The following is a 17,609-nucleotide window of genomic DNA, read 5'->3' on the forward strand; positions in this document are numbered from 1 at the left end:
AATGCAACAGAATGGCGAAGGGCTTGAAGGAGGAAACAAGATGGCGCATCTCTGGACGCCGCCCGCGAAACTCGTGGAGAGGAGCAACCTGAGTGCGTTTCTTCGCGCTACGGGGCAACCCGACTACGACGCACTGGCCGCCAAGGCGGACGCCGATCCGGCGTGGCTCGTGGAAGAAGTGTTCAAGTTCTGCGATGTTCGCTTCTATCGCAGTTTCGACAAGGTTCTGGATCGTGCGCGAGGCGAGCCGTGGGCGCGCTGGTGCGTCGGCGGGACCACGAACATCGTCCTCAACTGCATCGACAGGCACCGCGGCACGGCAGTCTGGGACAAGCCTTTTCTGATCTGGGAAGGCGAGGACAAGCACGAACAGCGTCGATTGAGCTACGGCGAGTTTGCCACCTCCGTCGGACGGTTGGCCTCCGGCCTGCGCCAGCTCGGCATAGGCAAGGGTGACGTCGTCGCCATCTACATGCCGAACCTACCGGAAACATTCGTGGCCTTCTTTGCGATCCTGAAGATCGGCGCGATCGTGATGCCGCTATTCTCAGGCTTTGGCCCCGACCCGATCCGCTCGCGGCTCAACCACGGCGAAGCGAAAGCGGTCATCACAGCAAACGGCACCTGGCGCCGTGGCGCTCCGGCCCCGCTGAAATCGGTCCTTGACGAGGCGCTCGACGCTTCACCGAGCGTCCAGCATGTCATTGTGGCCGACCGCGGCGGGCTCGGCATCGACACACCCATGCGCGCTGGGCGGGACCAATGGTGGGACGAAGTCACCCGAGAAGGCGCGGACCTTCCGACCACCGAGATGGACGCCGAGGATCCCGCCATCCTGCTCTACACCTCGGGCACGACCGGCGAGCCGAAGGGTTGCGTGTGGACGCATATCAGCTTCATCGGCTCCATGGTGACGCGGGACATGATCATCTGCGGCGACTTCAAGCCGACCGATCTCTTCTTCTTCTTCAGCGACATGGGATGGATGGTGGGCGCGATGTGCGCGTGTATCCCAAGCTTTGCCGGCGGCCGGCTGCTGGTCGCGGAGGGAACGCCGGATTATCCCGATACGGGCCGCTTCTGGCGCCTCATCGAGGAGCACAAGGTCACCTATCTCGGCGTATCGCCGACCATCGTGCGGGGAATGATGCGATACGGCGAGGAGGTCGAGAGATACGACCTCTCGAGCCTGCGGATGACCGCTTCGGGCGGCGAAGCCTGGACAGAAACGCCGTGGAGATGGTTCTTCGAGCACGTTTGCAAGTCGAAGATTCCGATCATCAACATCTCCGGCGGCACGGAAGTCGGCGGCTGCATTTTCACCGGCACGCCCAACCATCCGATGAACCCATGCTCGTTCTCGCGACCGGCGCTCGGGGTCGGCGCAGACATAGTCGACATGGCCGGCCGTCGCGCCGGCGACGGCGAGGTCGGCGAGCTCGTTCTGCGTCACGCATCGATCGGGCTCACCAAGAGCCTGTGGAAGGCTGACCAGCGCTATCTCGACAGCTACTGGAATACGATCCCCGGGATCTGGGTGCACGGCGACTTCGCTATGCGCGGCAAGGACGGCCTCTACTACATTCTCGGCCGCTCGGACGACACCATCAAGATCTCGGGAAAGCGCGTCGGTCCGGCCGAACTGGAAGGCATCCTGACCGCGACCGGCAAGGTCGCGGAAGCTGCGGTCTTCAGCATTCCTCATCCGGTGAAGGGCTCGGCGATCGTGTGCGCCTGCGTGCCGAGCGCAGGACTACAGGAGTCGTCGACCCTGCCCGAGGAACTGTCCCAGGCACTGGTGCACGGCATGGGCGCCTCGTACCGCCCGGAGAGGGTTCTATTGGTCGACGATCTGCCAAGGACGCGCAACATGAAGATCATGCGCCGCGTGCTACGCGCCGTCTTCGAGGACAAGGACCCCGGCGACCTGTCGGCGCTCGCTAATCCGGAGGCTATCGCACATATCCGGCTCAGACTTAAGACGTAGCGGCCAAGGCAGACGTCGAGGCAACCAGCCAGGTCAGTTGCCTCGACGCGTACCGATCGCGACTAGATCGGGCAATCCGTCGGGAACGAAGGTTTGCGCTTCTCCAGGTGAGAAGCCAATCCCTCGCGCGCCTCGTTGCCGGCAAACCCAAGGATTTCAAGGGCCGTCGACGTGTCGAACAACGGCCCATTGACACGAAGCCAGTTGTTCAAGGCGTATTTGGTCCAGCGGATCGCGCTCTGGGCGCCGGTTGCGAGATCCTGCGCCGTCTCGAGCGCGATCTTCTGGAGCTCCGCATCTTCCACACACAGCGAAACCAGCCCGATCCGCTCGGCCTCCTCGCCCGACAACGGCTTGCATGTGAGCAGATAGTATTTCGCCTTCGCCAGTCCGCACAGCAGCGGCCAGATGATACAGGCGACGTCGCCCGCCGCGACGCCGAGGCGCGTGTGTCCATCGACGATCCGCGCCGATTTGCCGCAAATCGACACATCGGCGAGGATTCCGACGACGAGGCCAGCTCCCACGGCAACGCCGTTGATGGCCGAGATGATCGGCTTGTTGCAGTTAATGACGTTGTAGACGAGGTCCTTCGCCTCCTTCCAGGTGGCCATCCGCGCCGCCGGATTGTCGAGCAGCGACTTGATCAGCTCGAAATCGCCGCCGGCCGAGAACGCCTTGCCCGCGCCCGTGACGATGACGGCGTTGATATCGGGATCGTTGTCGATGTCGCGCCAGATGTGGGTGAGCTGCGTATGGGTCTCCGCGTCGACGGAATTATACGTCTCGGGACGGTCGAAGGTGATCCTCAATATCCGTTCGGCCGGATAGTCGAGCTTCAGCCTGGTGTAGGTGGCGTATCGATTGGACATGTTGATGTTCCCGCTGTTGACGAATAAGAAGCACTACCAATTGTTTCTAACAAATGTTAGAATTTGTAATCCGCCGGCGCAAGCACCGGTTTGGAAGATTGTCGAAAGGCAGCGCTCGAGGAAACGTGCATGGTAACTGAGTTCAGTCCCCAGATTGGCGCCGTATCCGGTATTGGAACCGTCGGAGCGCTATTCAATGTCTGCGCCGAACTCCATGCCGGAAGGGTCGCGATCGAACACCGCGAGAGGCGTGTGACCTATGGCGAATTACGCGACCGGGTGCATCGTCTGACTGCTGCCCTCGCCGCGCGGGGATTGCGGCGGGGTGACCGCCTTGGCCTCTTGTCGCGAAATCGCCCAGAATATCTCGAGATCGAGCTGGCAGCCGCCAACCTGGGGATCATTACGGCATGCTTGAACTGGCGATTGTCGGAACGCGAGCTCGCCTATTGCATCGAGCTGGTGTCGCCCAAGCTGCTGGTCGTCGAGGCCGATCTCGCTGCAAGCCTTCCCCCCGCGGCCAGGATCAACCCGATCCTGGAGATCGGGCCACGATATGAAAGCGAGCTCGCGCGGCAGGATGGGCGCGCCCCCCCGCCCGTGGCGCGGCCCGAAGACGGACTAGTCATTCTCTACACGAGCGGAACGACTGGCCTGCCGAAGGGCGCCGTCATTTCGCACCGCGCGATGGTGATGCGCGCGCTGGTCTTCTCGTCGGAGCTCGGCATAGCGCCGCACGCGACGTTCGTCGCGTGGACACCCCTGTTCCACATGGCATCGACCGATCATGCACTCGCCACGCTGTTGCGCGGCGGAACGGTTATTGTGGTGGACGGATTCCAGCTCGAACCGCTGTTGACGGCGGTATCCCGGCACGACATCGGCTGGCTGGTACTGATCCCCGGCATGGTGGAGGCCCTCGTCGAGGGCCTGGAGGCGCAACGGGCGAACGTCAAGGGTGTGCAGGTTTGCGGGGCCATGGCGGACCTCGTGCCCCCGCACGCCATCGCCGCGGTGACCGAGCTTCTCGATGCCCCCTATCTCAACAGTTTCGGCTCGACCGAAACCGGCCTGCCGCCTGCGACAAGGGCGTTGATCGCTCCGGGTGAGGTGCCGGCGAGCCTGTCCAAGCGTCAGAACGCATTCTGCGAGATCAAACTCGTCGATTCATCCGACAACGAGGTTACACCCGGCGAGCCCGGCGAATTGGCGATCCGAAGCCCCACACTGTTCTCGGGCTATTGGCAGGCCGACGAGACCAACGCGCACGACTTCCGCGGCGGCTGGTTTCACATGGGCGACGTATTCAGGCGCAACCACGACGGATCGCTCGATTTCGTCGACCGCGCCAAATACCTGATCAAGTCGGGCGGCGAGAACATCTATCCCGCCGAGATCGAGCGCGTGCTGCTGAGCGACGAGCGGATCACGGAGGTCACGGTCGTGCGCGCCGCCGACGCCCGGTGGGGGGAGGCTCCCGTTGCTTTTGTTGCATGCCGTACCGATGCCCAGCCGACGGAGGCCGAGCTCGTCGATTTGTGCCGCCGCGAACTGGCCGGCTACAAGCGGCCGCGTGAATTCCGCTTCATCGCCTTTGACGAATTTCCGCGCTCCACGAGCGGCAAGGTCCAGCGCCACGAACTCGAACGCCTGTTGAAGGCCTCCACATGAGCGACACCAGTCTTCGAGGAAAGGTCGCCGTCATCGGCACCGGAATGTCGGCGGTCGGCAAGGTGCCGGGCCGCAGCCCGCTCTCGCTTGCTGCCGAGGCAGCCAGGAACGCGCTGGCCGATGCCGGGATATCAAAGAGCGAAGTGGACGGCGTCCTCTCGAGCCATGCTTTCGCGTCTCCTTTCCATCGCTTCAGCGTCGCATTCAGCGAATATTTCGGGATTCGCCCCACATTCTCCAACACTCTGCAAGTCTCCGGTGCCACGGCGGCGACGATGTTCAGCATTGGCGCGGCTGCCATCCACGGCGGCCTTGCCAAGGTCGTGCTGGTTGTCGCGGCTGACAGCCTTCTGACCGGACTGACGCCGGATCTCGCGCTGCGTTCCCTCACCGAGAGCCGGGATCAGCAATACGAAATGCCGTTCGGAATTCCCGTTGCCAATACCTTCGCGATGACCGCGCACCGGCATATGAAGGAATTCAGCACCACGGCCGAGCAACTTGCCGAGGTCGCGGTGGTGCACAGGCGCCACGCGGCGCGGACCCCGGGCGCGCAGCAGACAACGCCGATCACGGTCGAGGACGTGCTCGCCTCGCCGATGGTCACCACGCCCTATCACAAGCTTGACTGTTCATTGATATCGGACGGTGGAGCGGCGTTCGTCCTCGCTTCCGCCGAACATGCCGAGACGCTCGGCATCGAAAGCCCTGTCTACATCCTTGGCTGCGGCGAGTGCTACACCCACGAGCACATCTTCCTGATGCCTTCCCTTACATCGACGGGGGCAGTCGAGTCTGGCCGACTTGCCTATGCCATGGCCGGTTACGGACCGGCCGACATGGATGTTGCCGGTATCTACGATTGCTTCACCGGAACCGTGATCATGATGGTCGAGGATCTGGGCTTCTGTCGCAAAGGAGAAGGCGGACCGTTCGTCGCCGACGGGCAGATGACATATGGCGGACAAATTCCGTCCAACACTCATGGTGGCCTCTTGTCGTTCGCCCATTCGGGAATGCCTGGCTCCTTGTTTCACTTCCATGAGGTGATCGCGCAACTACGCGGCCAGTGCGGCGATCGGCAAGTCGAGCGCGCGCAGCTTGGGCTGGTGCACAGCCTTGGAGCAGGATTTGCGACCAACGCCAGCACCGTTCTGGGCACGCGGGAGGCCTTGTGATGTCGGTCGAAGACGCTGCCCGAAAGCCCCTCCCCGCCCCGGACGCCGACACGGCCGTGTTCTGGCGCGGCTTGCAAGAGGGAAAGCTGCTTCTGCAGCACTGCCGCCGGTGCCGGCATGTGCAGTATTATCAGCAAGCGACGTGCCGTCAGTGCGGCGGCGAGGAGCTTGAGCACAGGCCGGCACGGGGCCGAGGCAAGGTCCACTCCTTCAGCGTGGTGCATCGCGCGCCGGGCGCGGCCTTCAAGGCCGACGTTCCGTACGCGGTACTGCTCGTCGAGCTCGCAGAAGGGCCGCGCATGATCAGCACCCTGACCGGAAGTAACCCGGCGGACGTCACCTTCGACATGGATGTCGAGCTGATCTTCGAACGCGCCTCCGACGACATCACGCTGCCGCGATTCCGGAAAGCCTAGAGGCTTGCATGAGTTCTCCTTGCATCGGCGCGCGACTGATTCTAACAATCGTTAGATTTTTACGGGATGATCAGCCAGATGAATTTCAACTTTACCCACGGACAGACGCGCATTCGGACACCGAAATGCGCGTGACCTGCAGAGCAATCCACAACAACATCGGCAAGCCATCGATGGGCGAGCCTAGCAACCAGGGGCGCGCGCAATGGCGATCATGAAATCGGACGTCGTCACCTCGAGTGAGGAATATCTACGCAACCGCGACGCTTACTCCGCACGTGTCGCCGATCTTCTACGTCGCCGGGCCGCGGCTGCGATCGGCGGGCCCGAGCGTGCGCGCAAGCTGCACAAGGAGCGTGACCAGCTCTTGCCGCGCGAGCGGATCGCGGCCCTGATCGATCCCGGATCGCCATTCCTCGAATTCTGTCAGCTTGCGGGCGAAGGGCTGTACGACGGCGTGCCGCCCGGCGGCAGCATTATCACGGGCGTCGGAATGATATCCGGCCGCCCTTGCATGATCATCGTCAACGAGCCCACCGTGAAGGGCGGGACCTACTACGGCATCACCTGCAAGAAGCACGTCCGCGCCCAGCGCTTCGCCTGGCAGCACCGGCTTCCGTGCGTGACCATGATCCAGTCGGGTGGCGCCAATCTGCCCGACCAGCCCGACATCTTCCCCGACGACGGCCAATTCGGCTCGATCTTCTACAACCAGGTCCGGATGTCCGCCGAAGGCATCCCGCAAATCGCGATCGTGCACGGTCCGTCGACGGCGGGCGGCGCCTACATACCCGCCCTGTGCGATGAGACCGTCATCATCAGAAACCAGGGTGCGATGTTCCTGGGCGGCCCGCAGCTCGTCTACGCCGCCACGCGCGAGGAAGTCGGCATCGAGGCACTGGGCGGCGGCGAGATGCACAGCCGCATCAGCGGAGTAACCGATCATCTCGCCGAGAACGACGCACACGCGATTGCCGTCACGCGCGAGATCGTGGCCAACCTCGGCGAAATCCCAAAGCAGAGCTGGACGATCGGCCCGGTACGCGATCCCCTGCTCGATCCGGCAGAACTCTATGGTCTGATCAGCTCGGATCCCCGCGTTCCCACCAACAATCGCGACATCCTTGCCCGTCTCGTAGACGGCAGCGAATTCCATGAATTCAAGCCGCTCTACGGCGACACTCTCATTACCGGTTTCGCACGGATCATGGGCTTCGAGATCGGCATCCTCTGCAGCAACGGTGTGCTGTTTTCCGAGAGCGCGCTGAAGGCGACGCATTTCATCGAGCTGTGCTGCAAGCGTGACATTCCGCTGCTGTTCATGGCCGACGTCACCGGCTTCATGGTCGGCCGCGATGCCGAGGAAAGCGGCATCACCAAGAACGGGGCGAAGATGGTCACGGCGATGGCGAGCGCCAATGTGCCGAAATACACGCTGATCATCGGCAACGCCTACGGTGCGGGATACCTCGCGATGTGCGGCCGCGCGTTCCGGCCGAACGCAATGATGATGTGGCCCAACGCCCGTTCCGCGATCATGGGTCCCGACCAGGCCGCCACGACGCTCGCGATGGTCCGCGACGAAGTGCACAAGCGCGAAGGTACGACGTGGACCGACGCCGAGCGCGAGGCCTACATGGCGCCGACCCGGCAGACGTTCGAAGCCTTCGCCAATGCCTACAACTTCGCCCGCAACACCTGGTGCGACATGGTGATCGATCCGCTCGAAACCCGCAGCGTGATGGCGCTGCTACTCGACCTCGCCGGCAGGATCCCGCATCAGCACACCGATTTCGGCGTGTTCCGGATGTAAACGCAGGAGACCAGCCGTGTTCAAGAAGATCCTGATCGCCAACCGAGGCGAAATCGCCTGCCGCATCGCCCGCACCTGTCGACGTCTCGGCGTTGCGGTGGCCGGCGTTCATTCCACCGCGGATGCCGACGCCTTGCACGTCAAGTCCATCGGCGAATCCATCGAGATCGGTGGCGCACCAGCCTCGGAGAGCTACCTGCGGATCGACGCCGTGATCGCCGCCGCAAAGGCCACCGGCGCCGAAGCGATTCATCCGGGATTCGGCTTCCTGGCCGAGAACGCCGCCTTCGCCCGCGCGGTCGAGGCGGCCGGACTGGCCTTCATCGGGCCGACGCCGGAGACCATCGAGCGGCTCGGCGACAAGGCATCCGCGAAACACGAGGCCGCTGCGGCCGACGTTCCGACGGTGCCCGGCACCAAGGCTCCGAGCCACGACCCTGCCGAGATCGAACGCGCCATCCGCAAACTCGAGCTGCCCGTCATGCTAAAGGCTGCGGCCGGCGGCGGCGGCAAGGGCATGCGGGCGATCTCCTCTCTCGACGGACTGCGCGACGAAATCGAGTCCGCGATGCGCGAGGCCAGAAATGCCTTTGGCGACGCCGGCCTCATCGTGGAAAAACTGATCCAGCGCGGCCGGCACCTCGAGGTGCAAATCGCAGGAGATGGCAACGGCAACGTCGTTCATCTGTTCGAGCGCGAATGCTCGCTCCAGCGCCGTCACCAGAAGCTGATCGAGGAAGCCCCTGCCGCCAACCTGCCGCCAGAGCTTCGTGCGCGCATCCTTGGCGACGCCGTCCGACTCGGCCGTCGCCTCAACTATCGCGGCGTCGGCACGGTCGAGTTCGTCGTCAGCGGCCTCGAGTACTACTTCCTGGAGGTTAATCCACGCCTCCAGGTCGAGCATCCCGTGACGGAGATGGTGACGGGTATGGATATCGTCGAAACGATGCTTCGCATCGCCGCCGGCGAAGGCTTGCCGACGGCGCAGGACGATATCACGTGCCGCGGGCATGCCGTCGAGGCCCGCATCTGCGCCGAGGATCCGAACGACGGCTTCATGCCGTCCACGGGCGACCTCGCCTATGTCAGCTTTCCCCGCGACGACATCCGCGTCGAGACCGGTGTGGAGAACGGCTCGACCGTGACACCTTACTACGACTCGATGCTCGCCAAGCTCATCGCGCACGCCGCGACGCGCGATCAGGCGCTCGATAAGCTTCGCCGCGCGCTCGACGAGACCTCGATCTTCGGTGTCACCACCAATCGGGAGTTTCTCGGACGACTGATCGCCCTGCCCGCGACCCGGAACGCCACATTCCATACACGCCTGATCGATGAGGAATTCGACACACTTGTGGACCGGACCGATGACATCGACGCAGGAGCGCTCGCGCTGGGAGCCTATTTCTGGATGATGCGCCAGCGCCAATCTATGTCCGAGGGCCCGTGGCGCTCCAGCGGATTGACCGGCTGGCACATGGGGACCGGAGGCGACGGGATGTCCCCGATCCCCCTGCTGCACCTTGAGAGCGCAGGCACCAGCGCAGAAATCCGCTTCGCTCCGCTGCAGCCCGACGGTTCGATGCTGATCGGCGTAAACGACGACCGGATTGCGGTGAAGCTTTCGCCGATCGGCAATGACGAATTTGTCGCCGTGGTGAACTCACGGCGCGAGACGGTACGTATCCGCCAGAAGGATAACTGCATCTTTGTGCACGATCCGCGCCGCGCGCACACGATGATCGCTATCCCCTATCTCAGGTACATCAGCACGAGTTCCGAGATCAGCGGTGAACTGCGCGCCCCAATGACGGGCGCGGTGTTGAAGGTCAATGTCGCAGTTGGCACTCGCGTGAAAGCCGGAGACACGGCCGTCGTCATGGAGTCCATGAAGATGGAGCTCCGTATTGCCAGTGAGGTGGACGGCGTCGTCACCGCGGTTCACATCAAGCCCGGTGAAACCGTTGAGCGAAATGCGATCGTTGCCGTCGTCGAGCCGGATCAGGCCGCGCAATAGCGTGGTCTTCAAGACATTCATGACAATTCAGGGATGAACATGTTGCGATTGGAAAGCGTGAACTACGAGGTCCGGGGCAAGATCGCGGTCTTGACGCTCGACGAACCGGACAAGCTGAACGCTCTGACCACCGGTATTCGCACAGGCATTCTCGAAGGCCTGAAGCGCGCCGATCAGGACGACGCGGTCCGCGTAACCGTCATTACGGGCGCCGGCGGCAAGGCATTCTGTGCCGGCGCCGATATCGGCAATTTCGATTTCGACCCGGAGAAGGCGCGCGCGTTCTTCATCGACGCCATGGATGTTCTCGCCGCGCCGGAACGTGCGCTCAAGCCGGTGATAGCCGCGGTCAACGGCATCGCTTATGGCGGCGGCTTCGAGCTTGCGATCGCATGCGACTTCATCATCGCTGCGGAAAGTGCCCGTTTCGCCGTACCGGAAATCAAGCTTGGGATATTGCCAGGCTTCGCCATCGTGCGTCTGGGTGACATCGTCGGCCGCGCGAAAGCCAAGGAAATGAGCATGCTCGGCGAGCCTGTCAGCGCTGACGAAGCATGTCGCCTCGGCATCGTGTCTCGCGCTGTCCCCGGTGACAGACTTCTTCCTGAGGCGCTGACGTTCGCGGAGCGCATTGCTGCGCAACCCCGCCTTGCCGTGCAGATGGCGAAGTCGTTCTACAACCGCGGGCTCGGCGGCGATGAGATGCGCCACGCGATCGACGGCTTTCCGTTCCTGTTGACGCATGCCGACGCACGCGAAGGCATCAACGCCTTTCGCGAGAAGCGCAAGCCCCGATTCGGCGGCAACTAGCCATACCTGAACCCGCCACCCACCATAGGAAAACGAGGGAGACTACGTGAAGAAGCATTTCCTGGCCCTGGCCATGCTCGCCGCGGCGACATCGACGGCGTCCGCGCAGATATCGAATGACGTCGTCCGCATCGGCGTCCTGACCGATCTTTCCAGCTGGGGGCGCGACAACAGCGGTCCCGGATCAGTCGAGGCGGCGAAAATGGCGGTCGAGGAATTCGGCCCGATGGTTCTGGGCAAGCCGATCGAGATCGTCAGCACAGATCACCAGATGAAAACCGATGTCGGCCTGCAGATCGTGCGGGACTGGTTCGACAACGGCAAGGTCGATGCCGTTGCCGACATTCCGAATTCGGGAATTGCGATCGCGGTCCACAACATGGTCAGGGAGCGCAACAAGATCGCCCTGCTCTCCGGGCCCGGCGCCAGTTCCCTGACAGACGAGCTGTGCAGCCCCAATACGGTTCACTTCGCCTACGACACCTATGCACTTTCCAAGGTGACGGCCTCGGCGGTCCTCAACGAGGGCGGCAAGTCCTGGTTCTTTGTCACCGCGGACTATGCATTCGGTCAGCAACTAGAGAAGGACGCCACACGTTTCATCAAGGAGCTGGACGGCAAGGTCCTCGGCAGCGTGCGGCATCCGACCAACACGGCGGATTTTTCCTCCTTCGTCCTGCAGGCGCAGAACTCCAAGGCCGATGTGGTGGCATTCGCGAACGCCGGCCAGGACACCGACAACGCCATCAAGCAATCCGGCGAATTCGGGCTGGTCCAGGCTGGACAGAAGCTGGTCGGCCTCCTGATGTTTGACACCGATGTGCACGCTGTTGGCCTGCAGGCTGCGCAAGGCACCTACATGACCACGGCTTCCTACTGGAACATGGATGAGGCCACCCGCGCCTGGTCGAAGAAATTCTTCGCCAGAACCAAGGTCATGCCGACGATGATCCACAGTGGCGTCTACGGCTCCGTGCTCCACTATCTCAAGGCGATCCAGGCGGCAGGTACCGACGATTCGGCCGCGGTGATGGCCAAGATGCGCGAACTGCCAATCGATGACGCGTTCGTGCATGGCGGCAAGCTGCGCGAGGATGGCCGGGTCATTCGCGACATGTACCTCGCCCGCGTCAAGAAACCGTCCGAGTCGAAGGAGCCGTGGGACTATCTGGAGATCGTGAAAACGGTCAAAGGCGAGAACGCCTACCGGCCCGTCAACGAGTCGAAGTGCGCGCTTCTCAAGAAATAGGGCGATTCAAGCTTGGCAGGAGAGGCCAAGCCTAAGTGACGTTTACGAGTGCGACGCGCCGGTAGAATCCCGCGCGTCCTGCCTGCCCGTTTGGCGTACAAAATCGTAGGATTGGTAGCGGGGAACGAATCGCCCCCCGACCCGAACGATCCGGTTCTGGCTCTACAGCAAGCGTTCCCCTGCGGCGACGGGCAGAACAGATTGTCCGTTTACTCGCCCGAATATCCGCGCCTGCAAATGGGTTTCGGCATGCGGCTGGAAGAGAGTTTGAAATTCCGGGTCACCCAGGCAGATAAAGGTGATCGGCTCGCGATGCGGCATTCACAAGCGACTTCGCTTCGCGGGCATAAACATTCGCACCGTACAGGACGGTATTGCCGGCGGCATCCACATCGACGTGAAAGGATTGCTGGGATCGCTTTAGCTCAAGGACCTGGCGCAGAAGACGCGGCGCGGCCAGGCGGGCGTCATCCGCGACGGCCGACACAACGGCGGGCGCAGCTACGGCTACCGGCCGATGCTGGGCAAGCCCGGTGAACTAGAGATTGATAAAGCTCAGGCCGGGATGGTCCGCAAAATTTTCGCCGACCTCGACGCAAGGTCGCCGCGCGACATCGCGGCTGCGCTAGAAAGAACGTGCCAGGCCCACGTGGCGGCGTCTGGAACGCCTCGACGATCGCCGGCAGCCGCAAGCGCTTGAACGGCATCCTGCAAAACGAATTGTACGTCGGGCGAATCATCTGGAACCGGCAGAGCTTCTTCAGAGAATCGCTTCGCCACGGTGCTGGTCTCGCAGCTCGCAAAGGAGAGCATGCCGGAACAGTTCGTTCCTCTCCGAGACAGCTATGAAGCCGTGTTCAAGGATCTGATCGCGGAGCTTCAATTGCCGGCCGGAATCGACCTACGCGTCTTCAGGCTTGGACTGCTGGGGTCGATGAACTGGGCGATCACCTGGTACCGGCCCGGTGGCGAGACCCCGACAAGCATTGCTCGCAAGCTGCTCAGCGTCATACGTCGGACGTGAACCTCAACGCCTTCTCAGGGACGTCGCTCCTTCAAGCGCCCTACCACAAGTTCAAAGGCCTCGCGGGGAGAGCAATCGATGACTTCCGGGTTTTCCGCCAGGATGTCGGCGATGGCGCGCATGATAAGACTCTTGACGTGATACTCCCTCCGCAGACGGCGAACTTCGTCCGTGTTCCGCGATGCCCGCACGAAGTCCAGATGGCGGGAAACCGCGGCGTTGAGGGCCGTGATACCATCCGGACTCTCCGCAGCGGTCATGATCACCAGTGGCTCCCAGTCCGACGCCAGCCTCCGGCGTAATCTCGCGACGGCGCGGATCTCGCTTGCAATTCTCTCCGCACCGGGCAGATCCGCCTTGTTGATGACGTAGATGTCGGCCATCTCGAGCGTTCCCGCCTTCATGGCCTGGATCTGATCTCCGGATTCGGGGATGAGTACCAATACCAGCGTGTCGACCAGGGCCCGCACGGCGTATTCCGCCTGACCGACGCCCACGGTTTCCAGGATCACCTCGTCGAACGGGTAACCATCCAGCGTCGCCAGCACGTCGGCAATGTTGTCGGCAAGGCCGTCATTCGCCCCACGGCTTGCCAGAGACCGAATGAACAACCGCGGATCGTCGGCAACGCTATCCATCCGGATGCGATCGCCGAGGATTGCACCGCGCGTGTGGGGGCTGGTTGGATCGACCGCCACAACGGCAACTGCAGCGCCGTTGTCAAGACGCCGCCGCGCCAGACGGCCGATCAAGGTGCTTTTGCCCGCGCCGGGCGGACCGGTAATTCCGATCCGGCTTGCGCCGCCCGCAATCTCGCGCATGCCGGCCAGCGCTTCCTCAACCGACGCGTTGGCAATCTTCGAGAGCGACCGACCGAGCGCACGGCGGTCCATTTGTCCGTCCGGCTTGCCCGAAGCTGCTGCCACAGCCACCTACGCAGCCCTCACCGGCGCGAGCACGCGCGCGACTTCCGCAACGACGTCGTCGAGTCGCATCTCCGCCGTGAAGATACCCGTCACGCCCGTTTCCATCAACGCTGCGCGATCCTCGACCGGGATGGTGCCGCCGACAAACACGGGAATGTCGTCCGCATCGAGGGCCCGAAGCTCCTGCATGGTTTCGGCGACCAGTTCCTTGTGACTCCCGGAAAGGAGCGACAGGCCAACCGCGTCGACATCTTCGTCGACCGCGACGCGCGCGGTGAAGCCTGGTGTCTTGCGCAGTCCCGTATAGATCACTTCGGCGCCGGCATCGCGCAGCGCCAGCGCGATGATTTTTGCTCCGATATCATGACCGTCAAGGCCAGGCTTGGCGATCAAAATCCGCTTTCCCTTGAGAGTGCTCATAGGCGTACTGGCTCCTCGTGGGGCGGGGGTGTTGATCCTAGCGCGGGCCTTGCGATCTCCAGCCAGTCCTTGAGCTGGGCCCAGACCTCCGCCAACTGCAATGCGCGAAACGTCTCGAACCAAGTGTCGAGCCCCTGCTCGCTCACTCTTCCGTCCTCAAGACGGATGTTCGGCAACAGCAGATCGGCAATCAATGGGCGGATTTGTGTTGCATCACACGCTTCGGAAATTCCCCATGCCTCGACATCCCAGTAGAAAACGGATGGATCGAGGTCGACTTGGTCCGGCGGCAACAGCGCATCTCCCACCCGCTCCAATATCCCAGGGGCGCGCGCGCACCATCCGACGACGTCGAACGATGGTGCAAGTGCGCAAACTCCGGTGGTAGGCACAACGCCATGAGTTGGACGAAAGCCAAACAGACCGCAGAAGCTAGCGGGCGCACGGATGGAGCCGGCGGTGTCCGTTCCGAGCGCGAAGTCGCAAAGCCCTGCTGCCACAGCCGCTGCCGACCCGCAGGAAGAGCCCCCGGTCAGGCGATCGGGCGCAGCGCTGTTCAGCGGAGCTCCATAGTGATGATTTGCGCCGTTGAGACTGAAGGCCAGTTCGTCAGAGATGGTCTTGCCCACCACTTGCGCGCCACAAGAACGCACGCGCTCGACGGCCCAGGCATGCGCATTGGCCGGCGGATGGGTTCGCGCCCAGACAGGATTGCCAAAGCCCGTTGTTACTCCCGCAATATCGAAGACATCTTTGACGCCGCAGGTGATCGTAGCGAACATTTTGCGGGTGATCCGCTGGATCTCATGTTCCGTGCGCTGGGTCGGGATGCCGCAGATAAAGCCTATGAGAATGCCGGGGTTGGGCCAAAGGACATCGACATCGTCGAGCTGCACGACTGTTTCACCAGCAATGAGGCACTGATGTATTCAGCGCTCGGCTTTTGCTCCGAAAGCGAGATTGAACGGTTCATCCTCGAAAGCCGTAGCAGCTTTGGAGGAGACATTGTAGTCAATCCGTCCGGCGGCCTGCTGTCAAAGGGGCATCCCCTCGGGGCTACGGGGCTAGCCCAGATCGCGGAACTTACGTGGCAACTGCGCGGTAGTGCCGGTCGACGCCAGGTTGAAGGCGCTCGCACTGGGCTGCAACAAAACGCCGGCTTGGGCAGCGCCGGATTCGTGCACATCCTGCAGAACTCTTCGCAGGTGTGATCTGCATAGTTAACTTATCACAAAATAGTTCTTTCAGGGGGCTATGGCTTGGATCAACGGGTACTACCTCAGCCATTCTCTGGTTCGCGCAGCACCCGCAGCGCATTGAAGATGACAGCGACGTCGATCACTTCCTGGAGCAGCGCGCCTTGTACCGGAGTCAGGTATCCGACCGCGGCCGCAGCCATCCCGGCAGTTGAAAGCCCGATGCCGACGAAGACGCTTTCAAGCGCAATGAACCTGGCGCGTCGCGCAATCTCGATAGCCGAGACGATGCGGTCCAGGCGATCAACCAGCAGGACCACGTCGGCAGCCTCGGCGGAAGCGGCCGCGCCCTTCGCTCCCATGGCGACGCCTACATCCGCGGCGGCCAGGGCGGGGGCATCGTTAACGCCGTCACCGACCATCATCACCGGCCCAGCTTTCCGTTCCGACAATACGACCATGACTTTCTGATCCGGCGTCAGCTCGGCTCGAACAGCATCGAAGTCGAGTCCTGCGGTCACGCTCTCAGCAACATCGCGCCGATCCCCGGTGGCGAGCACAATCCGTTCGACGCCAAGCGCTCTCACCTTTCCCAGAAGTTGCTCGATGCCCGTGCGAAGCTCATCGGCGAGCACGATCTGCCCGGCCAGCCGCCCGTCCACCCCCAGAGCAACCACGACTGCGCCCGCTGCATGGGAATGCTTGAACCCCTCGTTGCATCGTGACCCGTGAGCCCTCGACAGCTGCGACGACACGAAACGGATACCCCCAACGACGGCCTCCCGACCAGCAACCTTGCCGCTGATTCCCTCGCCAGAGACTTCAACAACCTCGGATGGGACCGCGAGCTCCAGGCCACGACGGCGTGCCTCGGAAACGAGGGTCTGTGCGATAACGTGCGTCGAAGCCTGATCGAGCGAGGCTGCAATCCGGATGACTCCATCTTCGGAAATGCCGGGCTCGGCGCGCACCGAAACGACCTTGGCCCGACCGTCAGTGAGCGTTCCAGTCTTGTCTACGACGAGAGAGCGGATTCGCGCCATGACTTCGAGAGCTTTGCCGCCCTTCATCAGAATGCCGTGCCTCGCCGCCCGGGACAGCCCAGAGACGACCGCCACCGGCACGGCAAGTATCAACGGACATGGCGTCGCAATGACGAGCACAGCCACTGCCCGGATTGGGTCGTGGGACCAAAGCCACGCACCCACCGCGAGGGCGAGCGCCACGCCGAGAAATACCAACGAAAACCGATCGGCAAGCCTGGCAATAGGAGGCTTTGACCGCTGCGCCTCATCCACGAGACGGACGATTCCGGCGTAGGTGCTCTGAGCGGCCGGACGCGAGGCGACAAGGTCGAATGCCTCGCCGACATTGCTCGATCCGCTCATGACGCCTTCGCCGTTCTTCCGCTGGCGTGGGAGCGGCTCCCCGGTCAGCGCCGATTCGTCGATCACCGCCAATCCATCGGCAACGATGCCATCAACGGGAACCACCTCCCCTTGGCGGATGAGAAGGCGATCTCCGACAGCGACTGCGTCAATCTCGATTTCCTGCAACTTCCCGTCGCGATGACGCATGGTCGTCCTTGGTACACGCGACAGCAGCGCAGTCATTTCGCGCCGCGCGTGCCCTTCGGCAAATGCCTCGAGGTGCTGGCCTCCGGCATACATCAGTGCAACGACGATCGCCGCCAGCTCTTGCCTAAACACCAACGCCATGGTCATCGAGAGGGCTGCAACTAGGTCCAGTCCGAATTCGCCGTGGCGCAAGCTCCGCGCGATCCTGACCAAAAGCGCCAGTAACACCGGAATGGCGAACAGAGCAAAGACCCAGTTTGATGACCATCCGACTCCGGCCAACCGTAGCCCAAGTCCCAGACCGATCCCGGCGGCAGGGAATCCCACGAGAAAGGGTCTAATGGAGACGTCCGGGGACATCGGTTGCTTCTTAGTTTCGAAAAGCTCGAGGCACATCAGCGTCCGCTAATACATGACGACCTGGCTAGCCTTTCTACCCTGGCGAAAGCCCAC

16 protein-coding genes and 1 pseudogene are annotated in these 17,609 nt (G+C 62.6%); 12 read left to right on the forward strand and 5 right to left on the reverse strand.

Annotation, left to right across the window (positions count from 1 at the left end):
- Positions 1-40 precede the first annotated feature (40 nt).
- Positions 41-1,987 carry an AMP-binding protein gene (locus tag ACFFWD_RS01735; RefSeq protein ID WP_376960806.1) on the forward strand — a complete coding sequence of 649 codons (1,947 nt, stop codon included), beginning with the start codon at positions 41-43 and terminating at the stop codon, positions 1,985-1,987.
- A gap of 62 nt (positions 1,988-2,049) precedes the next feature.
- On the opposite strand, the gene ACFFWD_RS01740 is transcribed toward ACFFWD_RS01735, so the two are convergent.
- On the reverse strand, positions 2,050-2,859 hold the full coding sequence (locus ACFFWD_RS01740; protein WP_376960808.1) for an enoyl-CoA hydratase/isomerase family protein: 810 nt from the start codon (positions 2,857-2,859) through the stop codon (positions 2,050-2,052).
- A 129-nt stretch (positions 2,860-2,988) separates the two neighbouring features.
- On the opposite strand from ACFFWD_RS01740, the gene ACFFWD_RS01745 reads away from it, so the two are divergent.
- The 10 genes and pseudogenes from ACFFWD_RS01745 (at position 2,989) to ACFFWD_RS01790 (ending at position 13,037) form a co-directional block, all read left to right on the forward strand.
- A complete protein-coding gene (locus ACFFWD_RS01745) occupies positions 2,989-4,530 on the forward strand; it encodes a class I adenylate-forming enzyme family protein (RefSeq protein ID WP_376960810.1) in 1,542 nt (513 codons plus the stop codon).
- Positions 4,527-5,708, forward strand: coding sequence for a thiolase C-terminal domain-containing protein (locus ACFFWD_RS01750; protein ID WP_376960813.1), 1,182 nt, complete (start codon positions 4,527-4,529; stop codon positions 5,706-5,708). The genes ACFFWD_RS01745 and ACFFWD_RS01750 overlap by 4 nt, the downstream gene beginning before the upstream one ends.
- Positions 5,708-6,124: a Zn-ribbon domain-containing OB-fold protein gene (locus ACFFWD_RS01755; protein WP_376960815.1), complete on the forward strand. Its 417-nt coding sequence runs from the start codon at positions 5,708-5,710 to the stop codon at positions 6,122-6,124. The genes ACFFWD_RS01750 and ACFFWD_RS01755 overlap by 1 nt, the downstream gene beginning before the upstream one ends.
- 205 nt (positions 6,125-6,329) lie before the next feature.
- Positions 6,330-7,937 carry a carboxyl transferase domain-containing protein gene (locus ACFFWD_RS01760; protein ID WP_376960817.1) on the forward strand — a complete coding sequence of 536 codons (1,608 nt, stop codon included), beginning with the start codon at positions 6,330-6,332 and terminating at the stop codon, positions 7,935-7,937.
- 16 nt (positions 7,938-7,953) lie between these two features.
- Entirely contained in the window at positions 7,954-9,954 is a 2,001-nt protein-coding gene (locus ACFFWD_RS01765) for an acetyl/propionyl/methylcrotonyl-CoA carboxylase subunit alpha (protein ID WP_376960819.1), read from the forward strand.
- A 57-nt stretch (positions 9,955-10,011) separates the two neighbouring features.
- Positions 10,012-10,764, forward strand: a complete 753-nt coding sequence (locus tag ACFFWD_RS01770) for an enoyl-CoA hydratase/isomerase family protein (RefSeq protein WP_376960821.1) — start codon at positions 10,012-10,014, stop codon at positions 10,762-10,764.
- A gap of 73 nt (positions 10,765-10,837) precedes the next feature.
- Positions 10,838-12,013 carry an ABC transporter substrate-binding protein gene (locus ACFFWD_RS01775; protein ID WP_376960877.1) on the forward strand — a complete coding sequence of 392 codons (1,176 nt, stop codon included), beginning with the start codon at positions 10,838-10,840 and terminating at the stop codon, positions 12,011-12,013.
- A 228-nt stretch (positions 12,014-12,241) separates the two neighbouring features.
- Positions 12,242-12,337, forward strand: a pseudogene (locus tag ACFFWD_RS01780) (integrase); the annotation flags it as partial.
- A gap of 312 nt (positions 12,338-12,649) precedes the next feature.
- A complete protein-coding gene (locus ACFFWD_RS01785) occupies positions 12,650-12,862 on the forward strand; it encodes a recombinase family protein (RefSeq protein ID WP_376960823.1) in 213 nt (70 codons plus the stop codon).
- Entirely contained in the window at positions 12,795-13,037 is a 243-nt protein-coding gene (locus ACFFWD_RS01790) for a TetR-type transcription factor C-terminal domain-containing protein (RefSeq protein WP_376960825.1), read from the forward strand. The genes ACFFWD_RS01785 and ACFFWD_RS01790 overlap by 68 nt, the downstream gene beginning before the upstream one ends.
- Positions 13,038-13,051: 14 nt before the next feature.
- On the opposite strand, the gene meaB is transcribed toward ACFFWD_RS01790, so the two are convergent.
- Genes meaB through ACFFWD_RS01805 form a run of 3 tightly spaced genes read right to left on the reverse strand, consistent with a single transcriptional unit; the run spans position 13,052 to position 15,279 of the window.
- Entirely contained in the window at positions 13,052-13,930 is an 879-nt protein-coding gene (gene meaB, locus ACFFWD_RS01795; RefSeq protein ID WP_376960827.1) for a methylmalonyl Co-A mutase-associated GTPase MeaB, read from the reverse strand.
- A 39-nt stretch (positions 13,931-13,969) separates the two neighbouring features.
- Positions 13,970-14,383: a cobalamin B12-binding domain-containing protein gene (locus ACFFWD_RS01800; protein WP_376960829.1), complete on the reverse strand. Its 414-nt coding sequence runs from the start codon at positions 14,381-14,383 to the stop codon at positions 13,970-13,972.
- Positions 14,380-15,279, reverse strand: coding sequence for an amidase family protein (locus tag ACFFWD_RS01805; protein ID WP_376960831.1), 900 nt, complete (start codon positions 15,277-15,279; stop codon positions 14,380-14,382). The genes ACFFWD_RS01800 and ACFFWD_RS01805 overlap by 4 nt, the downstream gene beginning before the upstream one ends.
- On the opposite strand from ACFFWD_RS01805, the gene ACFFWD_RS01810 reads away from it, so the two are divergent.
- A complete protein-coding gene (locus ACFFWD_RS01810; RefSeq protein ID WP_376960833.1) occupies positions 15,190-15,594 on the forward strand; it encodes a thiolase C-terminal domain-containing protein in 405 nt (134 codons plus the stop codon). The genes ACFFWD_RS01805 and ACFFWD_RS01810 overlap by 90 nt on opposite strands.
- Before the next feature lie 68 nt (positions 15,595-15,662).
- Here the strand turns inward: ACFFWD_RS01810 and ACFFWD_RS01815 are convergent, their stop codons facing one another.
- Complete coding sequence (locus ACFFWD_RS01815) at positions 15,663-17,516, reverse strand: heavy metal translocating P-type ATPase (protein WP_376960835.1); 1,854 nt, start codon at positions 17,514-17,516, stop codon at positions 15,663-15,665.
- Between the last annotated feature and the right edge of the window lie 93 nt (positions 17,517-17,609).

It is taken from the genome of Bradyrhizobium erythrophlei, from assembly GCF_042430365.1.
GTDB lineage: Bacteria > Pseudomonadota > Alphaproteobacteria > Rhizobiales > Xanthobacteraceae > Bradyrhizobium > Bradyrhizobium erythrophlei.

Bases quoted from the DNA above. Each gene is read 5' to 3' on its own strand.
- ACFFWD_RS01735 (WP_376960806.1), top strand. From the start codon at position 41: ATGGCGCATCTCTGGACGCCGCCCGCGAAACTCGTGGAGAGGAGCAAC.
- ACFFWD_RS01740 (WP_376960808.1), bottom strand. From the start codon at position 2,859: ATGTCCAATCGATACGCCACCTACACCAGGCTGAAGCTCGACTATCCG.
- ACFFWD_RS01745 (WP_376960810.1), top strand. From the start codon at position 2,989: ATGGTAACTGAGTTCAGTCCCCAGATTGGCGCCGTATCCGGTATTGGA.
- ACFFWD_RS01750 (WP_376960813.1), top strand. From the start codon at position 4,527: ATGAGCGACACCAGTCTTCGAGGAAAGGTCGCCGTCATCGGCACCGGA.
- ACFFWD_RS01755 (WP_376960815.1), top strand. From the start codon at position 5,708: ATGTCGGTCGAAGACGCTGCCCGAAAGCCCCTCCCCGCCCCGGACGCC.
- ACFFWD_RS01760 (WP_376960817.1), top strand. From the start codon at position 6,330: ATGGCGATCATGAAATCGGACGTCGTCACCTCGAGTGAGGAATATCTA.
- ACFFWD_RS01775 (WP_376960877.1), top strand. From the start codon at position 10,838: ATGCTCGCCGCGGCGACATCGACGGCGTCCGCGCAGATATCGAATGAC.
- meaB (WP_376960827.1), bottom strand. From the start codon at position 13,930: ATGGACCGCCGTGCGCTCGGTCGGTCGCTCTCGAAGATTGCCAACGCG.
- ACFFWD_RS01800 (WP_376960829.1), bottom strand. From the start codon at position 14,383: ATGAGCACTCTCAAGGGAAAGCGGATTTTGATCGCCAAGCCTGGCCTT.
- ACFFWD_RS01810 (WP_376960833.1), top strand. From the start codon at position 15,190: ATGTTCCGTGCGCTGGGTCGGGATGCCGCAGATAAAGCCTATGAGAAT.
- ACFFWD_RS01815 (WP_376960835.1), bottom strand. From the start codon at position 17,516: ATGTCCCCGGACGTCTCCATTAGACCCTTTCTCGTGGGATTCCCTGCC.